Below are 20,074 nucleotides of genomic sequence, written 5' to 3' on the forward strand. Positions count from 1 at the left end.
TTATTATGCTTCAGTTGTATTTCTCACTTTTGTCTGGTACATTACGTTTGGCTTTGTGCCTACATGCTCTAACAAGTGATACATACGATTATCTTCTTTAAGTTTTGCAACTTGACTTTCTTTATCATTGATATCTCCAAATGTCATTGCTCCACTACTACAAGCTGCAGAACATGCTGTTTGAAATTCACCATCTTTAATAACACGCCCGTCACGTTTAGCATCAAGGATTGTTTTTTGTGTCATTTGAATACACATAGAACATTTTTCCATAACACCACGAGAACGCACTACAACGTCTGGATTTAATACCATGCGTCCTAAATCATCATTCATATGATAATCGAACTCATCATTTCCATTATATAGGAACCAATTAAAACGACGCACTTTATAAGGACAGTTGTTTGCACAGTAACGTGTACCCACACAACGGTTATATGCCATATGGTTTTGACCTTGACGACCATGTGATGTTGCTGCTACTGGACAAACTGTTTCACAAGGTGCGTGATTACAATGTTGACACATTACTGGTTGGAATGCTACTTGAGGATTATCTGAAGCATTTTCCATTTCACCAAATCCACCTAAAGAACCGTTATCTCCAAATAAACCTGAGAATCCTTCTTTCTTAGAATTATCTTCTTCAAAAGTCTCATCTGATGAATAGTATCTATCTATACGCAACCAATGCATATCTCTACTTCTTCTAACTTCTTCTTTACCAACAACAGGTACATTATTTTCTGCATGACATGCAATTACACAAGCCCCACATCCTGTACATGAATTTAAATCGATAGATAAGTTAAAATGATGTCCTATAGAACGATCAAATTCATCCCATAAATCAACTTCTGGAGATGTTACTGGTGTTTCTTCATGATTTAAAGATACTACTGGAATGGCATTCCAATACTTTTTATCTTTAGTATTAAAAACTTCTAATGTTGTTTCTTTAATAATATCACCACGCCCCATTAAAGTATTATGCAACTGTACTGAAGCGAATTCATGTTCTCCAGAAACAGCTTCTACTGTAACCTTTTGAACACTATTAAAGTTTTGGTATAATGCATAAGCATTAACACCTGTTTGCATTTCTGTTTTTAAACCTTTTGTTTTTCCATAACCTAATGCTAATCCAACAGAACCTTTAGCTTGTCCTGGTTGAATCATTACTGGAGCTTTTATAGTAACTCCATTAACTGTAACATTTGCATAACTACCATTTAAGGCTCCTGTAGCAACATGTTTATTCATTAAACCTAACGCATCTGCATCGGCCTTAGAAATCGTTAAATAGTTATCCCAAGATGCTCTTGTAATTGGATCTGGAAACTCTTGTAACCATGGATTATTGGCCTGTTGACCATCACCCATACCTACTTTAGTATATAATGTCAATTCTAAACTTCCTATAGACTTTCCAGATGCAGCTAAAGCTCTAGCTGCATCACCTGATACTACTTGAGTTGGTTCTTCAGTTTTTTCTTCAATTTCTTCTGAATCTACTGAAGCTATTTCTGTTAAAATTGAACCAACATAAACACCATCATGTAATGCTTTATTAAAAGAACTACCTCCTAAAATATCAGTTCCCCAAGCTTCCTTTATATAATCATGGTAGGAAACATCGTTTCCTGTCCATTTTAATAAAGCTTCTTGAAATTGTCTTGTATCAAATAAAGGACGGATAGTTGGTTGAGTTAACGCATAATGTCCTTTTTTAAGTTCAACATCTCCCCAAGACTCTAAGTAATGAGGTGCTGCAGCAATATATTGTGACTCAGAAGATGTTTCATCTTCTTTCATCGAAAAGGTAATAGACAAATCTGTCTTTTTTAGACCTTCTAAGAAGTCTGAAGCATTTGCTAAAGTATATACTGGATTAACACCACTCATGATAATAGCCCCTATACGTCCCGCTTTCATATCAGTTATTAACTGACGAACTGCTTTATCGTTACCTTGTCTTGTTTTAATAGGTGTTGCTTTATCAAAAGCTTTACTTGCTAAAGCTTCATTAATTTCTAAAACAACTGTTTGCGCATTTACATCTTGAATACCTGTAACAACAACACCGCTGCTACCTGCTTTATTAAGTTGCGTAGCTGCTTTTTCAACAGCTTTCTCTATATGCTCTGGTAATTTCCCAGTAGAAACTGAAACTCCAGTAACTAAACTATATAACTTAGCTAATACTAATTTTTGTTCACTAGGTTTTAAAGGTACACGTTTATCTGCATTAGCTCCTGTAAGAGACATATTAGATTCAAACTGAATATGTCTTGACATCTTACCATATACTGGCACTTTGTTTTTAGAGTATCCAGAATCGAAACCTCCTCCTTGCCAATCTCCTAAGAAATCTGCTCCAACAGAAACAATAGACAATGCTTTAGAGAAATCATAATTTGCTAATGCACGTTCTCCGTATTTAGCTTGATATGCATCAAGTGCTGCAGATTCTGAAACTGCATCATAAACAACATGACGAACATTACCATACTTCTCGGTAAACTCAGCTATTAACTTACTTGTTGATGGACTAGCAAAAGTTTGAGTTAATAATACAATAGGTTTATTTGTAGCAGCAATATCTGTTAACTTTTGATTTGTTTCAGAATCAAAAGCATTCCAAGAAAGAGACTCTCCTTGTTTTCTTGGACTTTGCAACCTTAAACTATCGTATAATCCTAAAACAGAAGCATTCACTCTAGCATTTGCACTACCGCTAGTGGCTGCTAATGTGTTGTTTTCAATCTTAATTGGACGACCTTCACGCGTTTTTACTAAAACACTTGCAAAATCAAAACCGTTTGCAATTGTTGTTGCATAATAGTTAGCAACCCCTGGAATTATTTCCGTTGGCTGCACTACATAAGGTATAGATTTTTTAACAGGTCCTTCACAAGCTGCTAAAGAAGCAGCTGCAGTACTAAACCCTACATATTTTAAGAAATCGCGACGTGTTGTTGATGTAGCCTCTAATGTATCTTTATCTCCTAAAAATTCATCAGTAGGGATTTCTTCAACAAACTCGTTTTGTTTTAGCGTCTCAACAATAGAGCTGTTTTCGTTTAGCTCCTCAACACTTTTCCAGTATTTCTTGTTTGATGACATATTATATAATTGAATTACTTCTTATTTTATTTTTTAAAATTTTCCGCTTTCACGAAAAGAGAGCTACTTAATTAGTAGTGACACTTACCGCATTCTAGACCACCCATTTGAGCTGCTGTTAATTTATCTACACCATACTTTTTAGACAATTCCTCATGTATTTTTGTGTAGTACGCGTTATCTTTCACATTAACATCTGTTTCTCTATGACAGTTAATACACCATCCCATTGTTAATGGAGCATGCTGATATACAACTTCCATTTCCTCTACAGGACCATGACATTTTTGACATTCTACACCTGCAACAGTAACGTGTTGTGAGTGGTTAAAATATGCGAAATCTGGAAGATTATGAATACGTACCCATTTTACTGGTTGTGATTCTCCTGTATACTTTTGGTCAGCATCATCCCAACCTGCGGCTGCATATAATTTTTGAATCTCTCCGTCGTAAAATTCTTTTGAATGCTCTATTGTTGTTTCTCCATTATAATCAGAAACAGACTTATGACAGTTCATACACACATTCAACGATGGAATTCCAGAAGTCTTACTAACTCTAGCAGATGAGTGACAGTACTTACAATCGATACCATTATCACCAGCATGAATCTTGTGTGAAAAATGTATAGGTTGCACTGGTTGATATCCCTGATCTACACCTATTTGAGATAAATACCCATAAATAAAATAGGCACTTGATAGTAAAAAGAATATAGCAACAACAATCATTAAAAATTGATTCTTAATAATTACTTTCCATAATGGAGTTTTTTCTGTAGAATTTTCTAATTCAATATTATGCACTTCGGCAAAACGACGCAATGTTTTCTTCACTGAATACAAAGCTATCACAAGCAACATAAATAAAAATGCTAACGCACCTAGAATAATTTCATTTGAAACACTACTTGAATCTGAAGAACTTGAACTAACCGCGGCAGTATCAACCGATACAGCAGGCACTTTCTTTTCTTCAGCAGTATATGCTAAAATATTATCAATATCTGCATTAGATAACTGAGGGAATGGCGTCATAGCTGCCTTACCATACTCATTATATATCTTATTCCCGTAAGCATCTCCAGACTTAATAACAGCAGAACTATTCTTTACCCATGCATAGATCCATTCTCTATCTAAGCCCTCACTTGCTAAACGTACTTCCACATGACGTAAAGCAGGACCTGTCATTTTTTTATCTAATTTATGACAAGCAGCACAATTGGCATTAAACAATGATTTTCCTTTTACAGAATCTCCTTCCTGAGCCGAAAGCGATGTTGTAAATGCTAATAATATAATTAAGCCTAAACGAAGAATGTTTATGCTCAATTTTCGGTGAATCACCTTTCTCATATTGTTGGTTAAATTAACTTCTAAACTTTGGTATGATTTTTTCATTTAATAATAGAAAAAAATACACTTAAAAAAATCTCTCGCAAAAGTAATACTTAAAGTCGATTTTAGAAATGTTAGAGAAGCGTTAATTCCTAATTTAGAGAAATTCTAAATAATAAAAAGTCACTCAATTAAGTTTATAACATATACATTTGTATAAAATTAAATTAAAATAGAACCATTAGATATGAAAATTAGTTTTTTAAGCCTTTTTTGTTTTGTATTAACTTCTTCATATTGTTTTGCACAAGAGGGTAATGTTATTATAAATCAAGATAAAAATATAGCCGTTTTATTGGATCTTAAAAAAGAGATGCAAGTGGACGTTAATAATTCTGATAGATATAAAATACAGGTTTATTCTGGTCACAGGTCTGGTGCACAAAATGCTAAAACAAAATTCGATAATGAATTTACTGATTGGCAGCCTTCAATGCAATATGAAACTCCAAACTTTAAAATTTGGGTTGGTAATTTTAAAACACGTTTAGAAGCGGATAGAGCATTAAAAAAGATTAAAGAAAAGTTCCCTTCTGCTTTTATCTTTAAGCCTAAAAAGCAAAAAAAATAGTTTGATAAACTATTTAAATATACACAAAAGAGCAATCCATATAGGTTGCTCTTTCTGCTTAAAACAAATAATATGTAGTTTAGTTTATATTCGTAATCTTAACCTAATGGATCTTAAATTCTTCTAATTTTATACAAACGTTAAAATTAATTTATCATTATCTTTTTTGTGATAACAAAGTTTTTAAATTTTATTTTTAGAAAATAAAGCCCCCTGTATAACTTAGAAATGTCTATTGCATTTAAATTATTAGAGATACTTAAAACAGTTTTACCTCTTACATCATAAATATCAATAGTTTTAAGCACTTGATTACTCTTAATATTAAGAATATTTTCCACAGGGTTAGGATATATCCTAATTAAATCGAGAAATTTTTCATTAGAAACATTTAAAGCGGAATCCTGAACGTCACCTATTAGAATTGTATTTGCCATTGTTAAATTTCCTCCTGCTTGACCAGAAATAAGTAGATCTGTATTCTCTTCCCAAGTTCCTAAAATTATACTTGGAGGATTAGGTATCGATTCTTCTGTGTTTTTAAATATAACAAATGTTGATAAAAAGTCTCCATTACCATCATCTGCCAATATTTCCCATTGGTTATCTATATCATTCCATGCAATCATTAATTCGCAAACACCTATACCCCCACAAGGTTGATTCCCATCAATAGGCGAGGTTGTATAAATATTTCTTCCTGTTCCATCTACACTATCAAAGTTGAACGTGAAGTTTTGATTATCAAATAACGGATGTGCTCCATTAAATGTAATTTGAGACCATCCAAATAAACTAAATGTTGTAAAAAAAACTAGGGCTATGTATGTTTTCATAATTATGATTTAACTTCTTGATGGAAATATCCCTTGTAATGCTATAATATAATTTACCGTACCATAGGGTTGTATGTTATTAATAGGTTGTCCACCTCCGGTATTCCCTATTATTGAACTTTTCATTGTTGTATTTGGTGTATCACTGGAATATTCTTTATCTAATACCTTAGTTCCAGCTGGCACATTGTTAGTTGGAACAGATTCATTTCCATCTTCCATGACTGCATTAACAGAATGTCTATGAGAAGGCATTTGGTTTACTGTAAGCGTATTTGTTTCTGCTCCACCTTTTTGTCCTTGTCTATAAGAAGATAATCCAGGACCATTACCTGGGTGTATTGCAACTCTACCTCTTAAATCTGGTAAAGCAAATGTAGTACGACCATCTCCTCCATAGGTCGTTCCTAAAAGAGAAAAAAGTGCTGAATATTGTGATATAGGCAATAATTGCCCATCACAGAATGCCCATCCTCTAGGGGCAAAATTACCACCAAACATTTTTATTTCTGCAAGAAATGGTTCTTGTGCATTGACTAGATTACTAAAACCTAATAATATAAATAAGCTTAAAACTGTAATTGATTTTTTCATGATTGAGAGTTTTTAATTAAATTTAATTAGTAGTTTATACTCTAAATATAAGCTATATTAAGTGCAAGAATACTACTTATCGACAATGAGCATTTATATCTAGACAGTTTAATTTAATAGTAAACTATCTCTCTCAAAACAACCATAAATTAGCACTTAAGAGAAAATCATTGAATATAAAACCTCTTTTAAACTTTACAGAGATGATTTAAAAACAAAAAAAGCTTACTGCATGCAGTAAGCCTTTTAAATATAGTTTTAGAAATACTTATTTCAATTTCTTCTTTACTTCTACTTCATGGAATGCTTCGATAACATCTCCTTCTTTAATATCATTGTAGTTTTTAACTTGCATACCACAATCGTATCCTTTAGCTACTTCTTTAACATCATCTTTGAAACGTTTTAATGATGTTAATTCACCAGTATAAACAACTACACCATCACGTATTAAGCGGATACTAGATGATCTAAGTATTTTACCATTGGTTACCATACAACCTGCAATACTTCCTATTTTAGATACTTTAAAAATTTCTCTAATTTCGGCAGTACCTGTGATCTCTTCTTTAAGTTCTGGAGACAACATACCTTCCATTGCATCTTTAAGATCGTTTATAGCATCATAAATGATTGAATAAGTTCTAATATCAATTTCTTCTTTATCTGCTATCATTCTTGCATTCCCTACAGGACGCACATTAAATCCAACAATAATAGCATCAGATGCTGATGCCAATAATACATCACTCTCAGTAATGGCTCCTACTCCTTTATGTAAAATATTAACTTGAATTTCTTCAGTTGATAATTTTTGGAATGAGTCTGTTAATGCTTCTACTGATCCATCAACATCACCTTTAAGAATAATATTTAGTTCTTGGAAATCACCAAGTGCAATACGACGACCAATCTCATCTAATGTAATATGACGTTGCGTTCTAACTGATTGCTCTCGTTGTAACTGTGCTCGTTTAGCTGCTATTTGTTTAGCTTCACGCTCATCCTCAAAGACATTGAATTTATCTCCAGCTTGTGGCGCACCATCTAATCCTAATATAGATACTGGCGTTGATGGTGTTGCAGCAGTAACATCATTACCACGCTCATCATGCATCGCTTTAATCTTACCACTATGTTGACCTGCCAATACATAGTCTCCAACTTTTAAAGTTCCTGCTTGAACTAATATAGTTGACACATAACCACGTCCTTTATCTAAGAATGCTTCTACTACTGTACCTACAGCTGGTTTATTTGGATTTGCTTTTAACTCTAATAATTCAGCTTCAAGCAATACTTTTTCTAATAATTCTTTTATACCAGTTCCCACTTTTGCAGATATATCATGAGACTGAATTTTACCTCCCCAATCTTCTACCAACAAATTCATTTGTGCTAATCCTTCTTTAATCTTATCTGGATTTGCATCTGGCTTATCAATTTTGTTTATAGCAAAAACTATTGGTACTCCTGCTGCTTGTGCATGGGAGATTGCTTCTTTTGTTTGTGGCATAATATCATCATCTGCCGCAGCTACAATAATTGCGATATCTGTAACTTGAGCTCCACGTGCACGCATTGCCGTAAAGGCCTCGTGACCTGGTGTATCTAAAAATGCTATTTTTTGTCCATTTTCTAACTCTACACCATAAGCTCCAATATGTTGTGTAATTCCTCCAGACTCACCTGCTATTACATTTTCTTGACGTATATAATCTAAAAGAGATGTTTTACCATGATCTACGTGTCCCATTACGGTTACAATAGGTGCTCTTGGCAATAAATCTTCTGGTTTATCTACTACCTCTTCAATAGATTCTTCAATATCGGCAGTTACGAATTCTACTTTATAACCAAATTCTTCTGCAACAATAGAAAGTGTTTCTGCATCTAAACGCTGATTCATTGTTACCATCATACCAAGTGACATACATGCTGATATAATTTGAGTTACTCCAACATTCATCATGGTTGCAACTTCACTTGCTGTTACAAATTCTGTAACTTTAAGTATTTTACTTTCTGCTGCTTCTATTTGCTGATCGATCTCAGATTGTTCTCTATGCTGATCTCTTTTATCTCTTCTATACTTAGCGCCTTTACCTTTATTAGATTTGCCTTGGAGTTTCTCAAGTGTTTCACGCACTTGTTTCTTAACATCTTCTTCACTAGGTTCTTCCTTAACTATATTACGACGTCCTTGTCCTTGACCTGGTTTTCCTTTAAACCTGTCATTACCTCCTGATCTCCCTCCTCCTGATCTATTTTGACCGCCAGTATTTGGAGCTCCAGCTTTACTTATACGACGACGCTTTTTCTTTGCTAAATCACCTTGCTTCGCATCTGGTTTCTTCTCTTCTTTTTTCTTTTTAGGCTTATTAAATTGAGATAAATCAATTTTATCACCTGCTATTTTTGGGCCTGTAAGTTTTTTATACTGTGTCTTTACTTTTTCGTCTGAAATAACATTACCTTCTTCATCAATAGTAGTTACTATTTCCTTTTTAGGTTCTTCTTTTACAGGTGCAGTTTTCTTTGGCTCTTCTTTTACAGGCTCTTTAATCTCTGCTTTTTCTTTTTTAAGAATAGGTTCTTCTTCAACTTTAGGTGTAACCTTTTCAGTTTTCACTTCTTTAACTACTTCAACCTCTTTAACTTCTACTAACTCTTCCTTCTTAGCTTCTTCTTTAACAACAGAAACCTCTTTTGCTTTTGTAGCAGGCTTATCTTGAGACTTCTTCTTAAAGTCTAAATCAATTTTTCCAACCTGTTTTGGTCCTGAGAGTACTTTAGTAGCTTTAACGACTTCTTCTTTTTTGGCTTCTACTATTTTCTGCTTTTCTTCAAGCTCACGCTCGCGTTGCACACGCAACACTTCTTTTTCTTTTAGCTTAGCCTGACCAACTTCTTTAGATGCTACTTTTTTACTAGCATCTGTTTGGAACTCATCAGAAAGGATTTCATAAACCTTTTCTGAAATTTTTGTAGTGGGTCTTTTCTCTATTTCAACACCTTTAGAATCTAAAAATTCTACGGCACGATCTAAAGAGATGTTAAGCTCGCGTAATACTTTATTTAATCTAATTGTTTCAGCCATAATTGCCTTTAAAATACTCAAATATATATATTATACTAATTCTATCATAAAATATAAAAAATCTATTCAAGTATTTTTTATATTATTTCATAATAGTTTTAATATTACTCTTCAAATTCTTCTCTTAGTATCCTAAGAACATCACTAATTGTTTCTTCTTCTAGGTCTGTTCTTTTTACTAAATCCTTCACATCCTGCTCTAAAATACTTTTAGCAGTATCTAATCCAGCTTTACTAAACTCCTCTATAATCCATCCTTCAATTTCATCAGAGAACTCTCTTAATTCTACATCCTCTTCTGCTCCTTCTCTAAACACATCAATCTCATATCCAGTTAATTGACCAGCTAAACGAATATTATGACCTCCTCTACCTATAGCTTTACTTACCTCTTCAGGCTTTAATATAACTTCGGCACGTTTAGTTTCTTCATTAATTTTTATTGAAGTTACTCGGGCAGGACTTAATGATCTCGTAATAAATAATTGTAAGTTATTTGTATAATTAATAACATCAATATTTTCATTACCTAACTCACGAACTATACCATGAATTCTTGAACCTTTCATACCAACACAAGCCCCTACTGGATCTATTCTATCATCATAAGAATCTACAGCTACTTTTGCTTTTTCACCTGGTATTCTTACAACATTTTTAATAGTAATTAAACCATCAAAAACTTCTGGTATTTCTTGTTCAAATAATTTTTCTAAAAACTTAGGTGAACTTCTGGACATTATAATGGTTGGTTTTGCTCCTTTAAGCTCAACCGTATCAATAACACCTCTTACATTATCTCCTTTTCTAAAGAAATCTGAAGGTATTTGCCTATCTTTAGGTAACACTATTTCATTGCCTTCATCATCTAAAAGAATTACTGCTCTATGACGAATATGATGAACTTCAGCAGTATATATTTCGCCTACTAAATCCTTAAATTGCTTATATATTATAGTATTATCGTGCTCATGAATTTTAGAAATCAAGTTTTGGCGCAATGCTAAAATAGCACGTCTCCCTAGATCAATAAATTTTACTTCTTCCGATACATCTTCACCTACTTCGAAATCTGGCTCAATTTTACGCGCTTCTGATAATGAAATCTCTTGATTAGGTTCTTCTACTTCTCCGTCTCCAACTACTACTCTATTCCTCCATATTTCTAAATCACCTTTATCTGGATTTACAATAATATCAAAATTATCATCATCACCAAATTTCTTTTTTAAAGCACTTCTAAATACGTCTTCTAAAATTGCCATTAACGTGACACGATCAATAAGCTTATCATCTTTGAATTCTGAAAAAGATTCAATTAACGCGATATTTTCCATAACTCTTTAAATTAAAATTTAATCATAACTTTTGCTTCAACAATATCCTGGTAAGCGATATTCGCTTCCTTTTTTACAGTTACTTTACCTTTCCCTATTGGTTTAGGTTCTCTAACCTTCCATTCTAATACAATATTATCGTCAGTTGCTTTAGTAAGTGTGCCTTCAATTTTATCTGAAGCAGTTTTTACTTTAAACGTTCTGCCTATATTCTTTTTATACTGCCTTTTATGAACCAAAGGAGCTGTTGCTCCCGCAGACATAACTTCCAAAGAAAAATCGTACTCTTCTCTATCTATATTATGTTCTATAGCTCTACTAATAAACATACAATCTTCAACTAGAAGTCCATTATCTCCATCTATAATTATCTTTATATGATTATCACTTTGAATAGAAAAATCAATAAGAAATAAATCTGGCCTATCATTTAGAGCAGCTTCAAGTAAATCTGTAACAGTAGTTTTAAACATTTTTTAGTATAAAAAGAGGGGACTTTCCGTCCCCTCATTTATTTATTTTTGTCTTTCAACAGTGCAAATATATAATATTTTATTGATTTTTAAAGGAATATTTTATAAATTTAGATACAACTTAACACTTATAAATCTCAAGATGAGCATAGCCCAAATACTAAATTATAATTTAAACCATATTACGCAATAACACCTAACACTAATTAACTGTATATATGAAAAAAATACTTGTCCCAACAGATTTTTCTACTCAAGCCGAAAATGCTTTAAAAGTAGCAGCACAGTTAGCTAAAAAACACAATAGTGAAATTTATTTATTACATATACTTGAAATACCTCTTCACGAAGTTGATCCTTTAAAATCCTACAACAATTTACCTGAAGCCGTTTATTTTATGAAACTAGCTCACAAACAATTTGAAGAACTAAAGAAAAAAGACTACTTAAAAGACATTAAGATAATTGAGGACGTTAACTTTCATGAGATTTTTAAAGGTGTTTTTCATACTTGCAAAAAACATGATATTGACTTAATTATCATGGGCTCTAATGGTGCCAGCGGCTTAAAAGAAATGCTTATAGGAAGTAATACCGAAAAAGTAGTTCGCACCTCTGAAACACCTGTATTAGTAATTAAAAACAAACACAAAATATTTAATATCAACAACTTCGTATTTGCATCAGATTTTAAAGACGAGAACAAAATAACATACCAAAAAGCTATTCAGTTTGCAAAAAAGTTAGATGCCAAAATCCATTTACTATTGGTAAACACTCCTAATAAATTTATAACTTCAGCACATGCTAAACACAGAATGAAAGAATTTGCAAGAGCATTCAATTTCTCCAACTACTCCATAAATATTTACAATGATGTTAATATCGAAAAAGGAATTATGAATTTCTCAAACTCGATACAAGCAGATTTAATTGCCATGAGCACTCATGGCAGACAAGGAATTTCTCATTTCTTTAACGGCAGTATAAGTGAAGATTTAGTTAATCATGCAAAACGTCCTGTGCTAACATTTAAAATTTAATTTTTTCTTAAAGCACATACAACAAAAATTAGTGCAATAAAAAATCCTGACTATTTTCATAATCAGGATTGAATTAGAGTTGGCCTACTAGGGCTCGAACCTAGACTCTTTGGTACCAAAAACCAACGTGTTGCCAGTTACACCATAGGCCATTCTTTGTAACGAGGTGGCAAATTTAAAACATTTTTCTATTTGCGCAAATGTTTTTTGAAAATATTTTCAAATATTTAGCGTTTACTTAAAAAACAGTAACAATATCAACAAGTTGACTATATTAGTTTTTTTACATATTATTTTGGCTTCATACTTTTGTGTTAAGACTAACTAAATAGTTACGCCTCATTTCATATTTATTGTTAAATTCGCCAAAGCAAATAAATACACATATACATGTCACATTTCAACTATAAAAAATGGAATACTATCTTAGGTTGGTTCTCTTTTTTAATAGCGCTTATCACCTACAGTCTAACGGTTGAACCCACAGTTAGTTTTTGGGATGCTGGTGAGTACATTTTAACATCAGCCAAACTACAAGTGGGACACCCTCCTGGAGCTCCACTATTTCAAATGCTTGGAGCTTTCTTTTCTATGTTTGCTTTTAAACCTTCTCAAGTTGGTTTTATGATGAACATGATGAGTGCTATAGCTAGTGCATTCACTATTCTTTTTATGTTCTGGACTATCTCTTTATTACTAAAGAAATTAGTATCTAACAATGAAGAACTTTCCCAAGATAAGTCTATGGCTATTTTAGGAAGTAGTTTAGTAGGTAGTTTAGCTTTTGCTTTTACTGATTCTTTTTGGTTTAACGCGGTTGAAACCGAGGTTTACGCTATGGCAACCTTAATTATGTCTGTTTTGTTTTGGCTTGGATTACGCTGGGAACAAGAGATGGACACACCTAGAGGTAATCGTTGGTTAATTTTAATTGCCTTTGTTATTGGACTATCTTTTGGAGTACATTTTATGGGGCTATTAACTATACCCGCTATTGGACTTATATATTACTTTAAAAACTACAAAACCATTACTATTAAAAACTTTATTATAGCTAATATTGTTTCTGTTGGTATTTTACTTTTTGTTTTTAAACTACTTGCTCCTAATATTCTTAAAATTTTTAGTGTTCTAGAAATCTTTTTTGTGAATACTATAGGACTACCTTTTAACTCAGGATCTATTATTGCTGGTATCTTATTAGTAGCCCTAATCTATTATGGTTTAAAATATACAAAAGAAAAGCAATACAAACATCTAAATACAGGTGTTTTATGCTTAACTTTTGTTATCATAGGCTTTTCGTCATGGCTCTTGCTTCCTGTACGTGCCAATGCTAATGTGGTTATTAATGAAAATAATCCTTCTAGCGCCAGAGAGTTATTAGCATATTATAATTTAGAACAGTACCCAGAAACGCATTTGTTTTATGGTCCTCAATTTACTGATCAATATTCTGGACTTGATGAAAACAATCCATACAGCGATGACAAACCTAAATATGAAAAAAACGAAACCAAAGGTGAGTATGTCATAGTTAATGATTACAAAAATAACAAACAAAATTACAATTCTAAACACGCCTCTATTTTACCGCGTATGTGGAGTTCTGAGCATGCCGAAAATTACATGATGTTTTCTGGGTTTTTAAATTTTAAACTAAAGCCTGACTACCAAATGGAAAATGAATTGCGCTCTACTGTTTCCAAATTTAAAAATGACGTAGCACAAGGCAATGTTGATTATGAAGATTATAATAATTTTTTAAAACAATTTAAAGAATATATTGATATTGAAAAACCATCATTACTAAGCAATATAGCCTATATGTTTGAATACCAATTGGGGTATATGTATTGGCGTTATTTTATGTGGAATTTCACAGGCAAACAAGACGACATTCAAGGCCGTTATGATAATCATGGAAATTGGCTAAGTGGAATAAAACCCATTGATGAGTGGCATTTAGATCAATCGCAAGACAATTTACCTAGCGATGTTAAAAATAACAAAGCAAGAAACACTTACTACTTTCTTCCTTTAATTTTAGGGCTTATTGGTTTCTTCTTTTTATTTAATACAGATAAAAAACTATTTTGGATTATGCTTGTATTTTTCCTTTTTACAGGAATTGCTATACAAGTCTACACCAATGTGCGGCCTTTTGAACCTAGGGAGCGTGATTATTCTGTTGTTGGTTCTTTTTATGTATTTGCCCTTTGGATTGGCTTAGGCGTCTACGGCATATATGATGTCCTAAAAAAACACTTACCCAAAAAATTAGCTGCTCCAATAATCACTGTAGCTTGCTTAATATTAGTTCCAAGTATTTTAGCGGCTAACAATTGGGATGACCATGATAGATCTGGTAAACATACTGCCAATGCTATGGCCAAAATGTATCTTGATTCTTGTGCTGAAAATGGGATCTTATTCACCATTGGTGATAATGATACTTTTGCTCTCTGGTATGCGCAAGAAATTGAGGGTTATAGGACAGATGTTAGAGTAGTAAATACTAGCTTATTTCAAACAGATTGGTACATCGATCAAATGAAACGAAAAGCATATGAAAGCGATCCTATACCATCTCAATTAACACATGATTCGTATAAATATGGAACCAATGACTATATCCTAATACAACCAGTTATTAGAGACACATTAAACCTTAAACAATTTTTAGATTTTGTTGGAAGTAATAATCCAAAAACAAAATATAAATATATTTTAGAGCAAAAAGGAGTCGATTTATCTCAAGTAAGAAGTCAAGATTTAAAAATGACCTACCTACCTACAAGACATTTAAGAGTTCCAGTAAATAAAAACAATGCTTTAAAATCTGGTATTGTAAAACCTGAAGATGCCGATAAAATAGTGCCTTATATTGATCTAAATATAAAAGGAGGTGGACTTATGAAAAACAGGTTACTAATGCTCGACATTGTTGCAAATAACGATTGGAATCGCCCTATTTATTTTACAGGCGGTAGCTTTGGAGACGATGACTACATCTGGATGAAAGATTATCTACAGTTAGACGGTATGTGCTATAAGTTAGTTCCTATTAAAACTCCAGTAGATAAAGCTAATCCTTTTGATATGGGACGTGTTGATAGCGACCTTATGTACGAAAAAGTTAAAAGCTGGGATTGGGGTAATAGTGGTAGTCCAGACATATACCATGATGTTGAAACTCGTAAAAACTCAATAAGTTATAGAGGTAATTTAGCCCGATTAATAGAGCAATTAATTAACGAGAAAAAACTAGACAAAGCTGAAGAAATAGCAGATATTGCCATGAACAATATGCCTGTTGAATATTTTGGTTTTTACACACTACTAGAACCTTATATTAGTGCTTATTATGAAATAGGCAATAAAGAAAAAGCTAGAGGCTTGTTTAAAGACGTTTCTAAAAAATATCAAGAAAACCTTAGCTATTATAGCAGCTTAAAAATTAACAATCAAGAACGTTTATTTGAAGACATCTATACAGACATTCAACGTTATAAAGGTTTGATTGATGTCTTAGTGGAATATGATATTGAATTTGCTAAAAGCGAAGGTGATGTATTTAATAACCACTTAAGATCTTTTAAACGTTTTTATGGTGGAGATGAAGAAGAGCAAGCTCCTAAAACAGATAAAGATATTCCTGTAGATAGCGGCGTACCAATAACTAATGATACTACGAACTAATTTGGTATAAGGTATGACCTTAACACCTATAAAAACACCTAAAGTTGTAAAGAGAATGTTCCCAAATTATATTTGGGACATTCAAACAACTGATAAAATTATTTATTTAACCTTTGATGACGGTCCAACACCAGAAATTACTAATTGGACTTTAAACACCTTAAAACAGTACAATGCTAAAGCCTCTTTTTTTTGTATTGGTAACAATATTGAAAAGTACCCAGATATCTTTGAAAACATCTTAAAAGATGGGCATAATATTGGAAACCACACTCACAATCATACTAAAGGCTGGAAAACAAAAACTAACGATTATATAAAAAGTATTACTAAGGCGCAAGACATAATATATTCTCAAGTATCAAATAGTAAATTTCAAATAGCAAATTCTAATATTATTAATCGTGAACCTACAAATTTTTTTCGCCCTCCGCACGGACAAATAACCCCAAAACAAGGTAAAAGCTTAATAAAATTAGGTTATAAAATAATTATGTGGGATGTTTTATCCTTTGATTGGGATGCAACTGTAGATAAAAAAACTTGCTTAAGCAATGTAATTAAAAACACAACACGTGGAAGTATTATTGTATTTCACGACAGCATTAAAGCTTCAAAAAACATGCAATACTCACTTCCAAAAGTATTAGAATATTTTAGTGAAAAAGGATATGTTTTCAAATCTCTTAATAGTAGTAATTATACTCCTAAAAACAACAATTATTTATTTTAATTAAAGGTATTCTTGAATCATAGCTATAAGTGTATTAGCATCTAGCTCTCCACTTTGCCTCCATTTCATCTCTCCATCTTTATAAATAATTAGAGTTGGTAATGCTTTAACACGTAAAGCTCCAGCTAATTCTTTATTTTTCTCAACATCAATTTTAATAACTTTGGCTTTATCGCCCAGAGCAGCAGCTACATCTCTTAAAGTAAGATGCATTGACTCAGTTTCATCATTCCATTCTGTATAAAAATCTAACAAAACAGGAACATCTGTATCTATTAGTTTCCCAAATTTTGACATACTTTAATTATTTATTAGCCAAATATACTTACACAAACCTACAATTTTTATTTGTTTTTCTACCAATTATGCAAAAGTAGATTAACCATGCCCCTAGCTAAAGGTATAAAATTTTATAGTAAATATAGTATTTCTTAGCAATTATGCATTATCTGAACCCTTTTTAAGCTCTATAACTGATATTTCTGGCCAAATCCCAACACGTCCAGGGTACGCATGAAAACCAAAACCTCTGTTTACATTAATATATTGTCCTGCCTCTTTATAAATTCCTGCCCACTGCTTGTAAACATATTGCACTGGACTCCACTTGAAAAAACCTGGTATTTCTATACCAAACTGTAAACCATGTGTATGGCCACTTAATGTTAAATGATAATGTTCTTTATGCGACTTTACCTCATACTCCCAATGCGAAGGATCGTGACTCATTAAAATTTTAAAATCATCACTTGAAATATGTTTTGTTGCCAAATCTAAATCCCCAGCCTTTTTAAAACTTTTACCCCAATTTTCAACACCTATAAGCGCTAAACGCTGTCCGTTTTTTTCAATATAACGACTTTCATTTAATAACAGTTTAAAATCTATTTTATTATGGATATTTTTTATCGCTTCAAAATTAGCTTCTTTCTCAATTTTACTTGGCCATGACACATATTCACCATAATCATGATTTCCTAAAACCGAGTACTTTCCAAATTCTGGTGTTTTAATACGCTTAAATGTATTAATCCAAGGATCCATTTCTTCAGCTTTTGTATTAACTATATCTCCAGTAAACAAAATCACATCTGTATCTTGATCGTTAATTAAATCTACAGCGTATTCTATTGCGTCTTTATCATCAAAACTACCAGAATGTATATCACTAATTTGTGTTAACTTAAAACCATCAAAAGCTTCTGGCAAATCTTCAAAATATAAAGTATACTTTAAAACTTTATAGTTATATTTTCCTTTAAATATTCCATAAAGTAGCGAAGCAAAAGGAATAGCAGATAAGCCCAAAGCTAATTTACTTAAAAAAAGCCTTCTAGTAGGTATATATTTTTCTGAAGTTCCTGAGAAAAAATTGTCTGTTAAATAGTTATATCCTCCAATAAAAACACGAAGTATATCCTCTCCAAACATAATAACAAAAAGGACTACTTTGGGAAGAAACATCAATAAAAAAAGCCCTATAGCACGTAATGTTGCAGCATTAGGACCAATACTTCTGTCATAGTTAAAAAAAACATAAGTCATATAACCATAAATCAATACAGATATAATTACATAAAGCCAGAGTAACCACTGCCCCCTAGATATTGTTTTTATAGCTTGAAATGCATAAAGGTCTACACCTCCAAAAACAATAAGAACAATAACCCAACGTAACATATATATTTTTTATCAAATATAACAGTATTCTAAATTAATACTTAATAAGAGATTTTTATTTAACTAATACTTAAGATTTAAACATATTCTTTTCTTAAAAAATGCACAGGAAAACTATTTAATTCTTAGCAACTTTAATTATTTCACTCTTATTTACTCCTGTTTTGAGTTCTAAAAAATATAATCCGTTAAAAACGGTTTTCAATTTGTATTGAATTAATTCCTGTATTATTATATTTCTTATGAAGAACTAACTTACCTAAAGCATCAGTTAAAATAGCAGTGTTAATTGCAGTACTAGATTTTATAAAAAACTCATTATTAAATGGGTTTGGGTATATACTAACATTTTCAATATTTTTCCCCTCTACTCTCGACTGTCCATTAACATCCACAATTGCATTATAAGACCTCCATGATGCTGAAAAATCTCGAATTAAACTACGACCCCATTAATAAACTAAATAATTACCTAGTTTACAAGCCCTTAAATTAAGGTAAAACCCTAATTAATCTTTTAAAAAGGTTACAAAATAAGCACGCTCATTAATAGCAAAGTTATTTTTCTTATTAGTAACAGATAGGTTTGGACAACTTCCGAAAATCTGGATTGGCTGTATTTGTGGTTAATGCATTTATTGTTGGATTTTTATATGGTTTTTGAGACAGCCACCAAGAATTAGCGTTCCAATTATTACTTGGTCCTGCATAAGGATCTATTAACTTATCTTTGGTATAACTATTATCTTGATACTCCTCAAAATGTAAATGAGGTCCAGATGAATTACCAGAACTAGCAACAACTCCTAAATACTCTCCTTGTGCAACCATATCTCCAATATTTTTGGTGGTTAACAGTCCTTTTTTCATATATCCATACCAAACTACACTACCATTACTATACCTAATATAAATCGCATTCCATCTATTACTGTTAAAAGCACAACTTCCATCAAATTCTACATCTTTTTTAAAAATAATTTGCCCACTTGATGCTACTATACCTCTAGTCCATTATTCTCTAACATATTCAATGAATAAGGCCAAATGAAAATATCTACCCCTTGATGATTATAGCCACTGTATGTATCATAACTTTTCGCACCTCCATTAAAATCTGTAATTTCATCAGAGAACGCAACATTATGATCTACATAATTTGAAATAGCCCAAATCTCATTATAAGTTATATGACTTACTTTTTTAACAGGCCAAATGAATAATGGATTAAGAATACTTTTATTTTCTTTTATTAGTTTATTTTCTCTCTTTAATAGAATTTCAATTTGTTTTAGCTCTTGAACAATCTCTTTTCTTTGCAAATTTGTTAAACAAGATGTACTAGTTTGATTCAATTTAAATTCAGCAGATTTTTGAGAAAAAAATGATAAACTAAAAGATAAGTAAGGATTGATTTTTGGGGCATGCTTTCGATTAAAATTAAATGAAAAACATATGCAAATATATCATATG

The 20,074-nt window shown here is 32.0% G+C and carries 16 protein-coding genes and 1 tRNA gene; 4 read left to right on the forward strand and 13 right to left on the reverse strand.

Annotated features, from left to right (window positions below):
- Nucleotides 1–3: 3 nt before the first annotated feature.
- A complete protein-coding gene (locus tag A8C32_RS01330) occupies nucleotides 4–3,129 on the reverse strand; it encodes a TAT-variant-translocated molybdopterin oxidoreductase (protein WP_069828652.1) in 3,126 nt (1,041 codons plus the stop codon).
- Nucleotides 3,130–3,200: 71 nt separating this feature from the next.
- On the reverse strand, nucleotides 3,201–4,490 hold the full coding sequence (locus A8C32_RS01335) for a c-type cytochrome (RefSeq protein ID WP_069829149.1): 1,290 nt from the start codon (nucleotides 4,488–4,490) through the stop codon (nucleotides 3,201–3,203).
- Between the two features lie 229 nt (nucleotides 4,491–4,719).
- On the opposite strand from A8C32_RS01335, the gene A8C32_RS01340 reads away from it, so the two are divergent.
- Nucleotides 4,720–5,103 (forward strand): SPOR domain-containing protein, encoded by a 384-nt coding sequence (locus A8C32_RS01340; RefSeq protein ID WP_069828653.1) that lies wholly within the window; start codon nucleotides 4,720–4,722, stop codon nucleotides 5,101–5,103.
- A 146-nt stretch (nucleotides 5,104–5,249) separates the two neighbouring features.
- Here the strand turns inward: A8C32_RS01340 and A8C32_RS01345 are convergent, their stop codons facing one another.
- The 5 genes from A8C32_RS01345 to rimP form a co-directional block, all read right to left on the reverse strand.
- Nucleotides 5,250–5,939: a T9SS type A sorting domain-containing protein gene (locus tag A8C32_RS01345; protein ID WP_069828654.1), complete on the reverse strand. Its 690-nt coding sequence runs from the start codon at nucleotides 5,937–5,939 to the stop codon at nucleotides 5,250–5,252.
- A 9-nt stretch (nucleotides 5,940–5,948) separates the two neighbouring features.
- Nucleotides 5,949–6,533: a tail fiber protein gene (locus A8C32_RS01350; protein WP_165605770.1), complete on the reverse strand. Its 585-nt coding sequence runs from the start codon at nucleotides 6,531–6,533 to the stop codon at nucleotides 5,949–5,951.
- Nucleotides 6,534–6,801: 268 nt separating this feature from the next.
- Complete coding sequence (gene infB, locus A8C32_RS01355; RefSeq protein ID WP_069828655.1) at nucleotides 6,802–9,633, reverse strand: translation initiation factor IF-2; 2,832 nt, start codon at nucleotides 9,631–9,633, stop codon at nucleotides 6,802–6,804.
- Between the two features lie 104 nt (nucleotides 9,634–9,737).
- Entirely contained in the window at nucleotides 9,738–10,970 is a 1,233-nt protein-coding gene (gene nusA, locus A8C32_RS01360; protein WP_069828656.1) for a transcription termination factor NusA, read from the reverse strand.
- An 11-nt stretch (nucleotides 10,971–10,981) separates the two neighbouring features.
- A complete protein-coding gene (rimP, locus tag A8C32_RS01365; RefSeq protein ID WP_069828657.1) occupies nucleotides 10,982–11,443 on the reverse strand; it encodes a ribosome assembly cofactor RimP in 462 nt (153 codons plus the stop codon).
- Nucleotides 11,444–11,661: 218 nt separating this feature from the next.
- Here rimP and A8C32_RS01370 point away from each other — a divergent pair, with 218 nt between their 5' ends.
- Nucleotides 11,662–12,486, forward strand: coding sequence for a universal stress protein (locus A8C32_RS01370; RefSeq protein WP_069828658.1), 825 nt, complete (start codon nucleotides 11,662–11,664; stop codon nucleotides 12,484–12,486).
- A gap of 79 nt (nucleotides 12,487–12,565) precedes the next feature.
- Here the strand turns inward: A8C32_RS01370 and A8C32_RS01375 are convergent.
- Nucleotides 12,566–12,638 (reverse strand) — tRNA-Gln (locus tag A8C32_RS01375).
- Between the two features lie 238 nt (nucleotides 12,639–12,876).
- Between A8C32_RS01375 and A8C32_RS01380 the strand changes: the two genes are divergently transcribed.
- Together A8C32_RS01380 and A8C32_RS01385 are read left to right on the forward strand one after the other, a co-directional pair.
- Nucleotides 12,877–16,188 (forward strand): glycosyltransferase family 117 protein, encoded by a 3,312-nt coding sequence (locus tag A8C32_RS01380; protein WP_069828659.1) that lies wholly within the window; start codon nucleotides 12,877–12,879, stop codon nucleotides 16,186–16,188.
- Between the two features lie 13 nt (nucleotides 16,189–16,201).
- Nucleotides 16,202–16,921: a polysaccharide deacetylase family protein gene (locus A8C32_RS01385; protein ID WP_069828660.1), complete on the forward strand. Its 720-nt coding sequence runs from the start codon at nucleotides 16,202–16,204 to the stop codon at nucleotides 16,919–16,921.
- Here the strand turns inward: A8C32_RS01385 and A8C32_RS01390 are convergent, their stop codons facing one another.
- The 5 genes from A8C32_RS01390 to A8C32_RS01410 all read right to left on the reverse strand — a co-directional run bounded on the left by A8C32_RS01390 (nucleotide 16,922) and on the right by A8C32_RS01410 (nucleotide 19,923).
- Nucleotides 16,922–17,218 (reverse strand): thioredoxin family protein, encoded by a 297-nt coding sequence (locus tag A8C32_RS01390; RefSeq protein ID WP_069828661.1) that lies wholly within the window; start codon nucleotides 17,216–17,218, stop codon nucleotides 16,922–16,924.
- A gap of 141 nt (nucleotides 17,219–17,359) precedes the next feature.
- Complete coding sequence (locus A8C32_RS01395; protein ID WP_069828662.1) at nucleotides 17,360–18,601, reverse strand: metallophosphoesterase; 1,242 nt, start codon at nucleotides 18,599–18,601, stop codon at nucleotides 17,360–17,362.
- Nucleotides 18,602–18,789: 188 nt separating this feature from the next.
- Nucleotides 18,790–18,996 (reverse strand): T9SS type A sorting domain-containing protein, encoded by a 207-nt coding sequence (locus A8C32_RS01400; protein ID WP_069828663.1) that lies wholly within the window; start codon nucleotides 18,994–18,996, stop codon nucleotides 18,790–18,792.
- A 175-nt stretch (nucleotides 18,997–19,171) separates the two neighbouring features.
- Nucleotides 19,172–19,603, reverse strand: coding sequence for a peptidoglycan DD-metalloendopeptidase family protein (locus tag A8C32_RS01405; protein WP_083253204.1), 432 nt, complete (start codon nucleotides 19,601–19,603; stop codon nucleotides 19,172–19,174).
- Nucleotides 19,600–19,923: a hypothetical protein gene (locus A8C32_RS01410; RefSeq protein WP_123803296.1), complete on the reverse strand. Its 324-nt coding sequence runs from the start codon at nucleotides 19,921–19,923 to the stop codon at nucleotides 19,600–19,602. Before A8C32_RS01410 ends, A8C32_RS01405 begins: the two co-directional genes overlap by 4 nt.
- Nucleotides 19,924–20,074 lie beyond the last annotated feature (151 nt).

It is taken from the genome of Flavivirga aquatica, assembly GCF_001747085.1.
In the GTDB taxonomy this organism is placed as follows: Bacteria; Bacteroidota; Bacteroidia; order Flavobacteriales; family Flavobacteriaceae; genus Algibacter_C; species Algibacter_C aquatica.

Bases quoted from the DNA above. Each gene is read 5' to 3' on its own strand.
- A8C32_RS01330 (WP_069828652.1), bottom strand. From the start codon at position 3,129: ATGTCATCAAACAAGAAATACTGGAAAAGTGTTGAGGAGCTAAACGAA.
- A8C32_RS01335 (WP_069829149.1), bottom strand. From the start codon at position 4,490: ATGAGAAAGGTGATTCACCGAAAATTGAGCATAAACATTCTTCGTTTA.
- A8C32_RS01340 (WP_069828653.1), top strand. From the start codon at position 4,720: ATGAAAATTAGTTTTTTAAGCCTTTTTTGTTTTGTATTAACTTCTTCA.
- A8C32_RS01345 (WP_069828654.1), bottom strand. From the start codon at position 5,939: ATGAAAACATACATAGCCCTAGTTTTTTTTACAACATTTAGTTTATTT.
- A8C32_RS01350 (WP_165605770.1), bottom strand. From the start codon at position 6,533: ATGAAAAAATCAATTACAGTTTTAAGCTTATTTATATTATTAGGTTTT.
- infB (WP_069828655.1), bottom strand. From the start codon at position 9,633: ATGGCTGAAACAATTAGATTAAATAAAGTATTACGCGAGCTTAACATC.
- nusA (WP_069828656.1), bottom strand. From the start codon at position 10,970: ATGGAAAATATCGCGTTAATTGAATCTTTTTCAGAATTCAAAGATGAT.
- rimP (WP_069828657.1), bottom strand. From the start codon at position 11,443: ATGTTTAAAACTACTGTTACAGATTTACTTGAAGCTGCTCTAAATGAT.
- A8C32_RS01370 (WP_069828658.1), top strand. From the start codon at position 11,662: ATGAAAAAAATACTTGTCCCAACAGATTTTTCTACTCAAGCCGAAAAT.
- A8C32_RS01380 (WP_069828659.1), top strand. From the start codon at position 12,877: ATGTCACATTTCAACTATAAAAAATGGAATACTATCTTAGGTTGGTTC.
- A8C32_RS01385 (WP_069828660.1), top strand. From the start codon at position 16,202: ATGACCTTAACACCTATAAAAACACCTAAAGTTGTAAAGAGAATGTTC.
- A8C32_RS01390 (WP_069828661.1), bottom strand. From the start codon at position 17,218: ATGTCAAAATTTGGGAAACTAATAGATACAGATGTTCCTGTTTTGTTA.
- A8C32_RS01395 (WP_069828662.1), bottom strand. From the start codon at position 18,601: ATGTTACGTTGGGTTATTGTTCTTATTGTTTTTGGAGGTGTAGACCTT.